Raw genomic sequence first — 15,594 nt, forward strand, 5'->3', positions numbered from 1 at the left:
ATCAAAAGCGAGGCGGCCGACCGGCCGGCCTGATCGGAAGCCATACGCATACCCCCGTAGGAGCCAGGCTTGCCGGCGAATGCGTACTCACAACCAATGACTTTCTTTCAGGTGACACACGAAAAAGCGCACCTGCCAGGCGCCCTGTTCAGCCTGATAACCAAACCCAAAACAACTACTCGTGGCCCTGCCCCAACCCATAAGCTCAAGAAATGCAAACCCCTGCCGATAATCAGGGCAATACGCTGTGGTAGGGTATTTTAGAAATGTGTCGTTATGGGTTTAACGTATGAAAGAGATTTATCTATTGATCGAGCACGGCATCGATCAAGGCGAAGTGTACGTTCTTGGTTGGTTCGATGATGAGAAAAGGGCGAAGGAAGTCGCCGAGGAAAAAGAGTGGGAGGCGTATCGCGAAGCCATGAAAACAGGACACGCCTGGTCAAATCACAAACCGTTAGCGCCAGATCAAACGGAGTACCGTCGATTCTGGATCAAAGAGGTTTCCAAGTTTGATCGCGTTCCTGTGCCAAGGACCTCGGCCGTTCATTGAACCTCGTCCCTGTGCTGATACCCCCTCAGCAGCGCAACCTAGTCGAGCGGGTTACGCGCGCTCGCAACGCGCCATGCCTGGCGAACAAGAAAAACCGAAGCGCCTAACGGCCAACCTGATTTCGAATACACTCAGCCCCCCTGTAGGAGCTGGCTTGCCAGCGAAGACGGCCGCCCAGTCGACAGATCTGTCAACAGACACACAGTCTTGAAAGGACAGCGCTACGCACAAATTCGTATTTGCGAGGGGACCACATCCCTGTGCTCAGCGTTAGCGCTATTAAAAGGATCGGAATCTGGTCAAACCGCAACTAGTACTCGGAATCACCTTCTATCTTGAAATGCATGAGCCATCCCCTTATCGAAGTAACCAGGGCCATCAGCGGCATCAACATCAACAACGTCACAGCGATCACGGGCCAACTTGTCATATGCTTCCCCTTTTTCCAGCAGGATTCGGCAACGCGCCCTTCGAACTTCAGGCACCTTTAAACATAGTCACGCACTCTGTTTTACGCACTAAAAGACAGCATCACAATTGCAGAAGCACGGCCATATCTGCCTAAATGCCCCACATTAAAGCGAGCTCACCTGAAACAAGGAAACGTTCATGCTCGTCATGCCTTGGCCATACCTGACACTCCTCTCTGCCGGCTATGTCCTGGCCCTCACCTACGGGCAAATCACCGCCCAGGCGAGCATCGCCATCCTCCTGCTGCTGCTCGCCGGTTTCGCCGCCCAGCAACAACACGCCCGCTACGTCCGCTATCTTGGTCATGCCGTATTCATCCTCCTGGCCCTCACCCTCGCTCTGCATTGGTGGCCGGGGTTTCAAAACGCCAGGATGATCGATCAGGAGCGCTTCACCGAGAACGCAGTCCCCTTCTCGATGAACCTCAACCTGGATAAACCACTGATAGGCTTCTGGCTGTTACTCGTGTGCCCATGGATCATCGGCCGCCACTCATTCATGCAAGCGCTAAAAACAGGCGCCCTAACCCTCAGCCTAACGGCACTCGTCACGCTCGGGGGAGCATCGCTGTTGGGAATCGTAGAATGGTCGCCGAAATGGCCCCCGCAGGCATGGCTGTGGATAAACAACAACCTGCTACTGGTGACGCCAGTAGAAGAAGCACTATTTCGCGGCTACATACAAGGTGGCCTGAGCCGGCGTCTCCAACACCTGCACTACGGCGAACACCTTGCCTTGTTAATCGCCTCTCTATTATTCGGGTTGGCGCACTGGGGGGCCGGTTGGGAGTGGGTTTTGCTGGCGACCCTGGCGGGCGTCGGTTACGGCCTGGCCTATCGATTCGGCGGACTGGCCGCCGCAATCTCCACACATTTTGGTTTAAATCTGCTGCACTTCGGCTTATTCTCTTATCCAATGATGGCCACATGAGCCATCATCCCTCGCACAACCCAAAGTCCTGATCGAATGGACAAATTTTGTCAAAATGCCCTTCCCGATGGCAAAAACGGCCGATTATCAGTAGGGAACTATGCAGCTTGACTCCTGTCCGGCCCAACGTTTAACCTCCCGCCCCACGAATGGAAGCAATCTGCCCTACATTGGCGGATAGACCTCTGAAAATGAATTCAAGCAACGCGTTTATCGCGCCGTTGTGCTGTGCGGTAAATCATGCTCAAGCCCCGCTCCCCCCTGCAAATCAAAAAATCCGTCATTTTCGCCTTGGTACTGCGTGAAGCGCGTTCGCGTTTTGGCCAACGACGTATGGGTGCAATCTGGACGCTGATTGAACCGATTTGCCATTTGCTGATCCTCAGCGTGCTATTTACCGTACTTCGCGGCCGCACAATGGCCGGCGTAGATTTTCAAGTATTTGTACTAGTTGGCCTCGCGCCCTTCTTGCTGTTCCGCAACACGGCCCTACGCCTAATGAACAGCCCAAAGGAAAACCGCTCTCTCTTTGCCTATAAACAGATCAAACCTCTGGACACTTTTATAGCGCGAACTCTTGTGGAGTTCAGCATCTCAGCGACTGTCTATGCCATTTTGGTGTTTTGCTTCGCTTGGTATGGCTTTGACATGTCCATTGAATCCCCCATCGAATGGATTCTGACCATTTTGCTGGGCGTACTGTTTTCCTTCGGCCTAGGCATGTTGCTATCACTGATTGCTCATGCGCTGCCTAGCAGCACACTGTTTCTACGGATGATGTTTTTCCCACTGTATTTCATCTCCGGAGTACTCATTCCGGCCGCCTATTTGCCTCACCCCATGCTGCCGCTGCTGTTGCTCAATCCGTTCCTGCACTTGCTGGAACTGATTCGCGCCGAAATTTTCCCGCACTACGTACCGGTCGATGGTGTTTCGGTGAACTACGTGATCGCGTTTACCCTGGTTTTGCTGTTCATCTCCCTAGGCACCTACAGGGTACGTCGACTGCATTTGATCTCCACCAAGAACGGCTAACCGCAGGCTTCCCGTGTTCGAGCTCAGAAATATCACCAAGTCGTACCTGACCCCTAAAGGCCGTCGCCATGTGTTTCGCGACCTGTCGCTGAAAATCCCCGCAGGCAAAAACATTGGACTGATCGGCCGTAACGGCGCCGGCAAGTCGACCTTGATGCGCCTGTTGGGCGGTGCCGACGTGCCAGACTCCGGCACCATCGTCACCGACAAGAGCATTTCTTGGCCCGTCGGTCTTTCCGGCGGTTTTCAGGGCAGCATGACAGGTCGCGAAAACATCAAGTTCGTCAGCCGGGTCTATGGCGCGGAAGGTGACGCCATGCGCCAGAAGGTCGCTTACGTTCAAGACTTCGCCGAAATTGGAAGCTGGATCGACGAACCGGTCAAAACCTACTCCTCCGGCATGCGTTCGCGCCTTGCCTTCGGCCTGAGCATGGCCTTCGACTTCGACTATTACCTGATCGATGAAGTGATGTCGGTGGGTGATGCCCAGTTCAAGCGTAAATGCGCTGAGGTTTTCGAGGCACGCCTGCAGAAATCCAAGGTGGTACTGGTTTCCCACAACATGCCCGAAATCCAAAAACTATGTGACGTCGTGCTACTGGTACGCGATGGCGGTATCCAGATTTACGATGACGTCGCCGAAGGCATCAAGGCCTACCACAGCTGACCCCCCTTATATCGCAGCACCGTTCCAATTCAAGGATGCATCACATATGAGCAGTACGGGTAAACTCAAGGGCTGGCGCCTCGCAATCGGCCTAGTGGTTCTGCCACTAGCCTTGGCGGCAATCTATTACGGCATGTTCGCCATCGACCGTTATGTCAGCTCCGCCCAGGTGGTGGTCCGCCAGGATGGCGGCAACCAGGGAGCCGCAATGCCCGGACTGGCCACCCTGCTGACCGGCACCAACCCGGCCTCCAGGGAGGAAACCCTCTACCTGCGCGAATACATCGTGTCGATGGACATGATGTTGCTGCTGGAAGAGCGCCTGCACTGGATCGAGCAATACGCCGCCCAGCGCAACGATGTTTTCTTCTGGCTGGACAAAGACGCCGAGCGCGAGGACCTGCTCGAGTACTACCAGCGCATGGTCTCCGCCCACTACGACGAAACAACCGGTTTGCTACGGGTCGAGGTGCAAGCCTTTACCCCTGAACTGTCGGAGCAGATGCTGCGCACCATCCTCGAAGCCAGCGAACACTTCGTTAACGAAGTCAGCCACAGCATTGCCCGTGAGCAGATGAACTTTGCCAAAGGCGAGTTGCAAACGGCGCGTACTAACTACGCCGAGCGCAAAACCGAACTGATCGACTTCCAGAATGACAACAAGGTCCTGGATGGCGGCAACACCGCCCAAAGCCGCGCTACCATCATTGCTGACCTCGAAAGCCAGTACACAAAAGAGCAGGCTGTACTCACCGAAATGCTTTACAAGCTGCTACCTGACTCGCCGCAGGTCAAACAGCAGAAGCAGAAAGTTAACGCCATCACCCAGCAACTGGCCAAGGAAAAACGCCTGCTGGTCTCGTCGCCCGACGGCTCTCAGTTGAACGTTGTCGCCTCGCGCTTCCAGCAGCTGACCCTGGACGCCGGGATCGCTGAAGAAAGCTACAAGACTGCAGTCGCCGCCCTCGACAATGCTCGTATCGAGGCAAGCAAGAAAATCCGCACGCTGGTCACCGTGGTGAGCCCGAACAGCCCACAACTAGCCCTGTACCCAGAGCGCCTTTACAACTTGGCAACCATCTTGCTTGCCCTGCTCATGCTGTACGGCATAACCCGCTTCATCCTGGCTTCGATCGAGGATCACCGTGATTAAATCCCTTGTAGTCTCCCACAAGTTCAACCTGACATTGGCAGCATTGACCCTGGCAACTCTGGGCCTGGCCGGATGCGGCGGCACCTTGTCGGGCGCAGGCCCGTACAAGGGCGATATCGAAAGCAAAAACCAGCCGTACAACCTGGTCGAAATCAACGCCAGCACCATCGCTCCCTACATGCGCGGCGCGCAGCGTCCAGTGCAATCAAGCATTGCCAAGCCGATCGCCCCCTCGGCACGGCTGATGGCCGGTGACATTCTCAACGTGCTGATCACCGACAACGCACCGGAAGGCTCAGCGCTGTTCGCCCCACTGTCCACTGGCGGCACCCAGCTCAAGACCCGCATCGACGACCAGGGAATGATCTCCCTGCCCTACGTTGGCCGTCAGTTCGTTGCAGGCATGACGCTCAACCAGGTTGAGAACATGATCCGCAAGCAGCTGAAAGGCGTGACCACCGACGTGCAGACCCATGTCGAATTGGTTGGCGATCTGTCAGGCTCGGTTCTGGTCGCAGGCGCGGTCAAATCTCCTGGCCGCTTCAGCACCCTGCAAGGCCCGCTAACTCTACTTGATGCTGTCAACCAGGCTGGCGGCCCACTAATGGAGCCCCATCTGGTCAACGTCACTGTGCGCACCGGCAGCCAAGTTCAACAGTTCAACTATGAAGATGTGTTGGCCGGAAACAACATAGTTCTGCGCCCTAACTCAGAAATAGTGCTGGACCGTGCACGTCAGCGCTTCGTTGCCATGGGCGCTGTTGGCGAACCTGGCCTGAAAGACCTACCGTCCCAAAATACCAGCCTGCTCGATGCTTTGGGTAGCGTCGGAGGCCTGCGCGAAGCGAACGCCAACCCGGAAGGTGTGTTCGTGTTCCGAATGAGTGATCGTGACAGCTCGAAACCAACGGTTCTGCGTTTGGACATGCGTGACCCGGCAGCGATTTTTTATGCCCGCCAGATCATGATCAAACCAGATGACACTATTTATGTGACTAACGCGGCAATATACGAATGGCAAAAAGTCATTTCACCGATTGTTCAGACCATGTTACTTGGTCGAGCCACTGGCGTTTACCAATAATTTGAATAATACCTGAGCCTTATTCGCTTAAACGCGAAGGAGGCATCAGGATGCAATCGCAGGTTTAAAAGGCAAGGATCAACTGACATGCAGGGCGACTTCGTAAAAATCGCTAAAAACTACAGCGCTAAAACCGCTTACTTAGTATTCTCTGCGATGAGCGTGCCCCAAGGCAGCTTCCAGATGACCAAAGCTTTAGCTAAATTTTCTGGCCTAATACTTTTCTTGAATGATCAAGATAACAACTGGTACCAACACGGCATACCCGGAATTGGCGAAAGTACAGCTGAGACAGTAAGCAAGTTAAAAGCAACTTTCGAATCCGAGGGAATAGAGCGCATAGTTTGCATCGGAGCTTCGATGGGCGGGTATGGCGCAGCTCTGTACGGGGAGTTGCTTGAGGCGGACTTGGTTATTTGCATCTCATGCGAACTCCAACTCGGACTTCCATTTAGCCGCAGCGCTTTACACTCAACTGTTAACCAAGAAGACGCACGCTACAGCATTGACAAAATTATCCGTCACAACACCAAGACAAAATTCATTTTTGTCGTTGGCACCAGCGACATTATAGATCTTTATAACATTAGCTTAGTAAGTGATTGCGGATTCGAAATATACTTCCTTAAAAACAAAAATCACTTTTTAACTCAAGACCTTCATACTGAATTCTCACTAGAAACTATCATTCAGGACTTTGAGACAGGCAGAGGCTTCCCTCATGAGAGTTGGCTCGAAGAATCCGAGCAGTTTCAGAAAGACTTTTTACATATCGACAAAGTATACGAGCTTTATGTTGCTGTCCGTCGCCGCAATCATGATCGGTGCGCTGAACTCGTCAGCCAAATCCCAACTGACAGCACCTTAGAAACCGCAAAACTTTACACTGGAATGTATTATTCAAGGATAAAAAAATACGCAGAAGCAGAGAATTTGCTGGGACAAGCAATGGAGATAAACTCTGCCAATAGAGAAACCGTATTCCAATTAGCCATCTGCAAAAGAGCACTTGGCAAATTTGATGAAGCGGCAAAGTTATACACATTGGTTTTGGAGCAGGACCCGGGATATGCCGCTGCACACCATCATCTTGGAATGATCGAGGAGCGCTACAAAAACCTTGACAAGGCAGTGTTTCACTTTGAAAGCGCGATGGCAATCAAAGCAGAACCGCAATACGCAGCTAATCTTGTGAGCGTCCTTGAGAAGCAAGTTACTGAAATTACGCATCGCATTCAAGAGCTCACCACTCTTTCTTCACAAGCTTGATTAAATGGACTACTGAAATGTACTGGATCGTCAGCCCTTTTTCGTCGAAAAATAATGGAATATCAAACTACTGCCTCAATGCCAAGGATTTACTCGCGGCCAAGGGCATTGAGGCTCGGATCCTCGACAACAATGAAGGGCTGAATGTTTCGTCCCTGGAAGAGAAAATTCTTTCAACTGTATCTGCGAATGACACAATTGAAATACCAGATGCCTGGGGTCTATTCAGTAAGAAAAAACCACTTAACAAGGTACACGCGCGCCTCCACGCTCCCTCCCTATATTTGCAGGAGCTTAATGGTTCGCCCCTGAATAAAGCGCGATACCAACGAGAAGTCGCAGCCGTTAAAAACGCGGACTTTGTATCATCACCCAGCACCGCCAACACAGAAAAATATGGGCTACCTGAACGCCTTCATGTTGCCACGTTCCCCAACCCGGTAATCTTTAACGGAGATGTCACTCGCACCGAGAAAGACATTGACATTATATTTATCGGACGCTTCGATAAAGTTAAGGGGGCTGATTACCTCTACAATCTTTTGTTTCTCCTGCCGAGAGACCTTCGTGTAGCTATCGTGGGCATCGACCCCACTGAAGTAAATAAATACCAAAAGGCTTGCGCCCATCTACAAATCACTTTCCACGGCTGGATTGATAACACAGAGAAAGACCGTCTACTGAGCCGCGCAAAGGTATGTGCGGTACTCAGTCGTTTTGAGAGCTTCAGCCTAGTGTGCTTTGAGTCCATCATACATCGGACGCATGTTGTCGCGTGGCATGTGGGTGGAATTCCTGAGTGCTTTCCAAGCCATTTCGTGTCAACAGTTGAACTTGGAAACGTTATTGGTTTTGCAGCCACCTGCCTTCAACATATTTCGGAAAGCCAATACTGCGAACAAGCGGCTGAGTCTTTCATAACGGAAAACAACAATAAGTTTGTTTCTGGTGTGCGCGCATTCTTAAATGGCAGCACGATCGAAAATAGTATTCAAACCCGGCGCCCCACCCATGGCCTGCCGCAAATCATCCAGCAAATAAAAACAGATGCAACTGTGCGTTTTTTTCAGACCCCAACACTAAAAGTGTTTGGCTATTCGGTAATGAACGAACACTCCGAGCAAATGTGGGGCAGCATTCATAATTTACTTGCAGATTACCAATACGTAAGCCGCAAGCCTTTAGGCTACAACAATAAATTTGATAGAAACTTCCCAGTCGACCAGGAAAAGTACCATACATATGATTGGCGTTTCGAACCCCAACGACTGGCTGCCGATATTAAGCAACATGACCCGGACATGGTATTTGTATTTAACGGGAACAATGAGCACTTCCAAAAGGCCAAACAATCAATTAGCGCCGTCACCAACAAGCCATTTGTATATAGCGAGCTAGGATGGCTCCCACAATTCGGCCACATTTATTTCGACGCCGATGGCGCCAACAACAACAGCAGACTTTGCCGCGTTACCCTTGAAACACTAATCGGTGACCTTCCCCAAGAAGAGGAGATCTGCAAACCCCTTCAAAAGAATAAAGTCCTACTCGCACTTCAACTCCCTGGCGACACCACTCTTGCCGCAGAGTCCTTCCCCCTTCAGTATTCTCACCGAGAATTTATTGAAATAGTGCGCAACGTAGTGCCTAACAACATTCACCTAATTGTAAGAAAACACCCGAGAGACAAGAACGAATATAACATCAACGACCTTCCGAACACATCTCTGGACATCAATGACTCCGGAGACCTGACTTTAAGTGAGGTTGATGCAGTCATCGCAGTCAACTCTACCTTCCTCTTGGAAGCATTGAAACATGACGTGGCCGTGTATCATTTTGGCCACGGAGTGATATCCAACAAAGGTGTTGCGATCGATTGTTCCGCCGGCGATTTCTCGAGTAAGTGGATGAACAATATTACTTACAGTGAGTCTCGGCGAGCTATTTACCTCGACTACCTATCAAGACGCCAGTTGAACGTATCCAACATATACGACAATGGACTGAGCGAAGAATTTTCTGAAGCACTTTACCCGTTGATTGAGAGCAAAATGGAGCATGAATCAAGTATCGTCATACCGGTGACGAAACCCGCATTGGAAGCTGCAAAAAAAGTCGTAGCCAAACCAAATAACGTCAAACCAGTCAATGCCAAGAGCGTGACAGCGAATATATTCGAAAAAGCATTGAAATTTGCCAACGATAAAAAACTTGCGAACAGCCTCGCTACGCAACTTTTTTTCAAGATCCCGCTTGTTCGCCGAAACGCGACCAAAAATTTGTTCGTTAGCGCGCTTAAAAACAAGCGCTTTGGGGCTGAGCTAGACAAAGAGTTTAGGAAAATTTGGAATATCCAAAAGCTCTTCCCCGAGAAGGTATTTCTTTATTACAGAACTAAATGGGTATATTTCGGCGTATCGAAAGCCATCGTGACATACGCCAAGTCCATTTTGGTAAAAAAACTTCCAAACCCTCAAAAAATGGATGTAGCGGCGATGCTTTGCGAAGCTGGAGCCTATGCTAACGCCCTAGATTTAGTAAAGGAATGCCTAAAAAGTAATCCGAGTGCATTTCGGAAGAAACAATATCTACGACTCGCGCACTTGGTTTCCTTTGAAACAGACTATCTAGCCACCCTACCTAATGATGAAGCAAAGTACATCTGTCGTCTTAACGACTGTTTCAATAGAGTAAACAACGATCAGCCTAAGTTCATGGCCTATCTGAAAAAACACAAAACGAACTATGTTGTCATAGGCAACTCACCTAATAGTCGCGGAATTAAGCAAGGCAAAGAGATCAACACCAAAGGTATGGTTGCACGATTCAACTCTTTTGACACGGCACTGGAACGTCGGAATGATGTAGGCCAAAAAACAACTGTCTGGATCAAAAGTCCGACATTTGAAGAGGTTGATCGTAAACTTATCAATGAGATTGATGCGGTTCTCATTACAGGAACCAACCATCTTGATCGATCCCCATCCGCCTTTGATTTCTTTAAAGACTTCTTGGATCGTCCAGATTTGATCATCGCTATTACTCCTAGCGATACTTATCGCAAGCTGTCCAATGAGTTGGGAGCCCCACCGAGCGGGGGCATTCAGTTCCTTTCCATGGTGAAAGAGACTGGCGGCCGTATTAACAAACGCGACATACCTGGCTTTAGCCTCACGCTGCCGGACGCGTTGAAGGGAGCCAATGGTGAGGCAAACCAGAAGCAAAAATATGCTCACAACTGGGTCAAAGAAGTCGAGTTTATTGATCAAAAGCTTACTGCCTAACTAAATATGCTTACCAGTCGCGCTCACCGAAAAAAGGTGGGCGAAACTTATATTTTTAACGAGCAATCAAATGATTAATGTAAATAGCAAAATCCAGGTTTCCAATGAGCTTCCATTCACGCTTTTTGGCGGCATCAATGTCCTCGAGTCTCTGGACCTGGCCCTCACCGCATGCGCCGAGTACGTCCGCGTAACCGAGAAACTGGGCATTCCTTACGTCTTCAAAGCCAGCTTCGACAAAGCCAACCGTTCCTCCATCCACTCCTATCGTGGCCCAGGCATGGAAGAAGGCCTGCGCATTTTCGAAGCGGTAAAAGCTGAATTCGGCGTACCGGTGATTACCGATGTCCACGAAATTTATCAGTGCGCACCTGTCGCCGAAGTTGTCGACGTACTGCAGTTGCCTGCATTCCTGGCCCGCCAGACTGACCTGGTAATGGCCCTGGCCAAGACTGGCAAGCCGGTGAACATCAAGAAGCCCCAGTTCCTGAGCCCGTCGCAAGTGCAGAACATCGTGCACAAGTTCAACGAAGCCGGTAACGACCGACTGATCCTGTGCGACCGCGGTACCTGCCTGGGTTATGACAACCTGGTCGTGGACATGTTGGGCTTCGGAGTTATGAAGCGCACATGCGCGAACCTGCCGATCATTTTCGACGTGACTCATGCCCTGCAACAACGTGATCCATCGGGCGCTGCATCGGGTGGTCGCCGCGAGCAGGTCGTTGAATTGGCCCGTGCCGGCATGGGCGTTGGCCTGGCCGGTCTGTTCCTGGAAGCCCATCCGAACCCGGATCAAGCCAAGTGCGACGGCCCAAGCGCCCTGCCGCTAGATCAACTGGAGCCGTTCCTGGCGCAGATCAAGGCACTGGATGATCTGGTCAAGTCGTTCCCGCCACTGAACATTGCCTGAAGCCAAATCTGTTGAAACAAGGATTGTGAACATGGCAAGTACAGAACAACGGGTCGCGATTGTCATTCCGGCTCGCTACGGCTCGACCCGCCTGCCGGGCAAGCCGCTGGCTGATATTGCCGGCAAGCCAATGGTGCAGCACGTTTACGAACGCGCCCTGCGAGTAGCCAATGCTCATGTGGTGGTGATCGCCACTGACGACGAACGCGTTGCAAAAGCGGTGCGGGCGTTCGGTGGGGAATGCGTCATGACCTCGCCGGATCACCCATCAGGCACCGACCGTCTGGCAGAAGTCATGGTGCAGATCGATGCGGACATCTACATCAACCTGCAAGGTGATGAACCGCTGGTGCGTCCAGCAGACATCGAGGCCCTGGCTGCGGGCATGCTCGCTGATGCGAGCGTGAAGGTCGGCACTTTGTGCCACCCGATCGAAGCGCACGAAGCCGGCAACCCCAACACCGTGAAAGTGGTGCTGGCCAATAACGGTAATGCGTTGTACTTCAGCCGTTCGCCGATCCCTTACCCACGGGACGGCGAAGTCGCTCATTACCTCAAGCATGTGGGTGTCTACGGCTACCGTCGCGATGTCCTGGCCGACTACAGCAGCCTGCCACAGCCGATGCTGGAGCATGCGGAGAAGCTGGAGCAACTGAGACTGATGGCCGCGGGTTACTGCATTCGGGCGTACCAGGTCGAACCAACCGGCCCGGGTGTAGATACACCTGAGTGCCTGGAGCAAGTGCGGGCGCTGATGAGTGGTCAGGACCCTGCCCCACGGCCCACCCTCAACGACGTTCGCCTTGTGATCACCGATGTAGATGGCGTGCTCACCGACGGCGGCATCTATTACGACGCCACTGGCGAATGCCTGAAACGCTTCCATGTGCGTGATGGCATGGGCATGCGGTTGCTGGAAGAAAACGGTGTGCGGGTGGCTGTGTTGTCCGGGCGTGATTCGGCAACACTGCGCAAACGCGTAGCTGACTTGGGCATTACCCTTTGCCAATTCGGCGTGAAGGACAAGCAGGCGGCCTGTAACCAGTTGATGGCGGAAGCCGGTGTCAGTGCCGCGCAAACGGCGTGCATCGGTGATGACTGCATTGACTTGCCAGCCTTCGCGGCGTGCGCCTTGTCGTTTGCCGTGGCGGATGCGCCGGTGTACGTGAAAGCAGCTGCTACCCATGTTCTGAATGCAGCGGGAGGTACTGGTGCGTTCCGTGAAGTGGCGGACAGTATTCTGTTTGCTCAGGGCAAGGATGCGGTGCTGGGCACTGCGGCGGGATATGCGCAGGTGATGGCGAAGATGGCGCAGTAAGCCGTCTAATCGTTCATAGCAGAGAGAAACGGGGCCAATGTTCGGCCCCGTTTTCGTTTGTGCAGATCGACATTTGGATCTACGCAGGACGCAGCGTTTGCACGCCTGATAATGAAGGCGCCCTTTCGGGCGCTTTCGCTGGCAAGCCAGCTCCTACAGTGATCGCACTGGATTATAGGAATTGGTAGTGCCAGGTGGTGGGCCGTATCAGTCGAAGATTTCAACGACGCCTACGACAGCGTTTTCGCTGTTGGTTACAGCCAGGGCACGGATCTTGTTATCGAGCATGTAGGCTTCCGCTTCGGACAGCTGCGCATCATCTTTGATGGTGTGCGGGTTGGCGGTCATGAAGTGGGCGACGGTGGTGTGAATCACGCCTTCATTTTCCAGCAGCGCACGACGCAGGTCGCCGTCGGTGACGATACCTACCAGAGCGCCCTCTTCCATCACCACGGTCAGGCCCATGCGGCTCTGGGTCATCACCAGCAGGCAGTCGTGGAAGCTTGTGGCTGGGGTGACGATCGGTGCTGGGGAATGCATGACATCGCTGACACGGGTCAGCAGTTTGCGACCCAGGCTGCCACCGGGGTGGTAACGGGCGAAGTCCATCGGCTTGAATTGAATCGCTTCGATCAGGGCCACCGCCAGGGCATCGCCCATGGCCATGGTAGCCAGGGTGGAGGTCGTCGGTGCCAGGTTGTTTGGGCACACTTCTCGCTCGACGGAGATGTCCAGCCAGATATCCGCGTGCTTGGCCAGGGTCGACTTTCCGTTGCCGGTCATGGCGATGATTTTGTTGCCGAAGGATTTCAGGCTCGGAATCAGCTTGATCAGCTCTTCAGTCTCGCCGCTGTAGCTGATCAGGATCAGCACGTCGATCGGCTTGAGCATGCCGAGGTCGCCGTGGAAGGCTTCAGCCGGATGCAGGAAGAAACTCGGGGTGCCGGTGGAGGCGAAGGTCGCGACCATCTTTTGCCCGATCAGGCCGGATTTGCCCATGCCGCACACGACGGTGCGACCTTTACAACCGAGGATCAGTTCGACTGCGCGCTGGAATTCGCCATCCAGGCGTTCAGCCAGCTGACTGATGGCTTGCGATTGGGCACAAAGGGCTTCTTTGGCAATTGGAAGGTGATTCATGGGGGGACCTCATCGTTCCTTGATTTTGAAGGCGCGTATGGTAACGGCTCAACACCGGTCATGGAACGTCAATGAAGTTCCGTCTGTAGGAAATTTCCCAATAACAGGCCATTGCGCGCCAGATAATTGGCAATCAATGGATGGAATCCGTACTATCGCGCCTCGTCTGAACCGGGTCATAAGGGTTCAGGTGTGCTTTCGAGTGGTCGTAGACAGTTGGAAATCATGGATATCGAATCAAAGCGACATGGAATGTTTGACCGCGACAATGCGTTCTGGTGGGGCCGTGGCAGCCTTGAGAAACGCTTGAGCCATGTGCTCGGCCACCCACTGGATGAATACAGCATCACGACCCGGAACCTTGAGTCTAATGCTTCATTCGTTGACTACGTACGCCATCATCACCTGACTCACCAACCTAGCGGCGCGACGCTGGAAGTGGTGGAAAAGTCGATTCGCAAGTTACTGTTCATTTCCAGCCTGGAGTCGCGCTTCTATCGTGAGCGTGGAGCGTTGGCGGGCAGCATGCATTTCAAACATCCGGGCTGCCTGGGTGTGATTGAAACGCCCCGGGAAAGCCTGATCTTCACGCGATTCGTCAAGGGCCGCTCTCCATGGATGGTCAAGATCGCACCGCAGATTGCCCAGGGCATTGCGGAAATCGAAAAGCTGTCCCATCAGTACCTGCAACTTGCCAACTGGCGGCGACAGTATCGGTTCTGGGAAATGGATTATTTTCGGCCTTGGTATCTGCTGCGCTGGCGTTTCAATTTTGTCCGCTACCTGCCCTCTCTCAAGGAATTGCCTACCGACGATGTTCGCTTTCAAGGCTTGGCGGAGCGCTTGCGGCGCTTGCAGCCGGCGCTTCGTCGTGCCCAGTCCCGCGCCCGTAACACCCAGCGTTGTTTTTGCCATATGGATTACCTGGCCAAGAACTTCTTTGTCTCGCCTGAGGGCTTGCAGATGATCGACTGGAGCGAGGTCAAGATCGGCCGGATCGGTTTCGATGGTGGCGCTTACTTGAGTGCGGTCTTCCGTCAAGGTGACATGGCACGATTTGCCAAAGTTCGCAGCGAATTCTTGAACGCTTATGTCGAGGCGCTGGATGAGCGATTCGATCAGCAGAGCGCGTTACGCAATGTGGATTACTTTTTCTTGCAGAACGCGCTGTGGCATTTCTTGAGGCCCAAGACCATTACTGACTATCAGCGACGGGGCAAGCTGGATCTGCTGCAGGAGAAGTATGAGTACTTGTTGGCGCTGCCTTTGAATTCGGATCGTTAGGCGAGTCGATACACACGATCTTTGTTTGAGGTGAGGACGCCTCGCTGGCAAGCCAGCTCCTACAGGGGGGCTTGTTTGCTTAGAGGGCGTCATCGTGCCTGTGACTTTGCGTGGGTGATTACTCTTGCGGATCGAGATTATCCAGGGCGCGATTCACCGCCATGTCGGCCAGCATGATTACTTGCTGGATGCCTAGCAGCATGCTGCGCTGCGGGCCGTCGACGAAGGTTGCGAAATCACTGGCCATGACACTGGCAGATTTAAGCGATTCACAGGCATGGACCAGCAGGGTTTCGGTGTCGATGCCTGGGGCGATGAGAAACATCGTGCTTGGGGAGTGTTTGGGCATGGTGGCGCTCCATCTCATGTTGACATTTGTTTAGCCGTTTACACACCAGGGTTCCAAGCCTGGCCGCTGATTTGGCAGCGGCGGATGAAGGCTAGAGATGCTGCTTCCGAGGGACAACCTGAAAGGCTTGTGGGATGTTTC

13 protein-coding genes are annotated in these 15,594 nt (G+C 52.8%); 11 read left to right on the forward strand and 2 right to left on the reverse strand.

Features of this window, described 5'->3' with window-relative positions; genetic code table 11:
- Positions 1–289: 289 nt before the first annotated feature.
- The 10 genes from QLG10_RS07930 (at position 290) to kdsB (ending at position 12,680) form a co-directional block, all read left to right on the forward strand.
- Complete coding sequence (locus tag QLG10_RS07930; RefSeq protein WP_282486634.1) at positions 290–553, forward strand: hypothetical protein; 264 nt, start codon at positions 290–292, stop codon at positions 551–553.
- A 609-nt stretch (positions 554–1,162) separates the two neighbouring features.
- Entirely contained in the window at positions 1,163–1,954 is a 792-nt protein-coding gene (locus QLG10_RS07935) for a CPBP family intramembrane glutamic endopeptidase (RefSeq protein ID WP_282486636.1), read from the forward strand.
- Positions 1,955–2,194: 240 nt separating this feature from the next.
- Positions 2,195–2,989: an ABC transporter permease gene (locus QLG10_RS07940; RefSeq protein WP_282486638.1), complete on the forward strand. Its 795-nt coding sequence runs from the start codon at positions 2,195–2,197 to the stop codon at positions 2,987–2,989.
- A 13-nt stretch (positions 2,990–3,002) separates the two neighbouring features.
- Entirely contained in the window at positions 3,003–3,656 is a 654-nt protein-coding gene (locus QLG10_RS07945) for an ABC transporter ATP-binding protein (RefSeq protein ID WP_282486640.1), read from the forward strand.
- Between the two features lie 46 nt (positions 3,657–3,702).
- A complete protein-coding gene (locus QLG10_RS07950; RefSeq protein WP_282486642.1) occupies positions 3,703–4,809 on the forward strand; it encodes an ABC transporter permease in 1,107 nt (368 codons plus the stop codon).
- Positions 4,802–5,893, forward strand: coding sequence for a polysaccharide biosynthesis/export family protein (locus QLG10_RS07955; RefSeq protein ID WP_282486644.1), 1,092 nt, complete (start codon positions 4,802–4,804; stop codon positions 5,891–5,893). Before QLG10_RS07950 ends, QLG10_RS07955 begins: the two co-directional genes overlap by 8 nt.
- An 87-nt stretch (positions 5,894–5,980) precedes the next feature.
- The gene (locus tag QLG10_RS07960; protein ID WP_282486646.1) at positions 5,981–7,162 is read left to right on the forward strand and encodes a tetratricopeptide repeat protein; all 1,182 of its coding nucleotides are present in this window, start codon (positions 5,981–5,983) and stop codon (positions 7,160–7,162) included.
- A 17-nt stretch (positions 7,163–7,179) separates the two neighbouring features.
- The gene (locus QLG10_RS07965) at positions 7,180–10,449 is read left to right on the forward strand and encodes a glycosyltransferase family 29 protein (protein ID WP_282486648.1); all 3,270 of its coding nucleotides are present in this window, start codon (positions 7,180–7,182) and stop codon (positions 10,447–10,449) included.
- A gap of 70 nt (positions 10,450–10,519) precedes the next feature.
- A complete protein-coding gene (gene kdsA / locus QLG10_RS07970) occupies positions 10,520–11,362 on the forward strand; it encodes a 3-deoxy-8-phosphooctulonate synthase (RefSeq protein ID WP_282486650.1) in 843 nt (280 codons plus the stop codon).
- Positions 11,363–11,393: 31 nt separating this feature from the next.
- Entirely contained in the window at positions 11,394–12,680 is a 1,287-nt protein-coding gene (gene kdsB, locus QLG10_RS07975) for a 3-deoxy-manno-octulosonate cytidylyltransferase (protein WP_282486652.1), read from the forward strand.
- A 207-nt stretch (positions 12,681–12,887) separates the two neighbouring features.
- Here the strand turns inward: kdsB and QLG10_RS07980 are convergent, their stop codons facing one another.
- Positions 12,888–13,820: a KpsF/GutQ family sugar-phosphate isomerase gene (locus QLG10_RS07980; protein WP_282486654.1), complete on the reverse strand. Its 933-nt coding sequence runs from the start codon at positions 13,818–13,820 to the stop codon at positions 12,888–12,890.
- Between the two features lie 126 nt (positions 13,821–13,946).
- On the opposite strand from QLG10_RS07980, the gene QLG10_RS07985 reads away from it, so the two are divergent.
- Entirely contained in the window at positions 13,947–15,104 is a 1,158-nt protein-coding gene (locus tag QLG10_RS07985; RefSeq protein WP_282486656.1) for a phosphotransferase, read from the forward strand.
- 118 nt (positions 15,105–15,222) lie between these two features.
- Here the strand turns inward: QLG10_RS07985 and QLG10_RS07990 are convergent, their stop codons facing one another.
- Entirely contained in the window at positions 15,223–15,471 is a 249-nt protein-coding gene (locus QLG10_RS07990) for a DUF6124 family protein (protein WP_282486658.1), read from the reverse strand.
- Between the last annotated feature and the right edge of the window lie 123 nt (positions 15,472–15,594).

The organism is Pseudomonas sp. V98_8 (genome assembly GCF_029967975.1).
Lineage (GTDB): Bacteria > Pseudomonadota > Gammaproteobacteria > Pseudomonadales > Pseudomonadaceae > Aquipseudomonas > Aquipseudomonas umsongensis.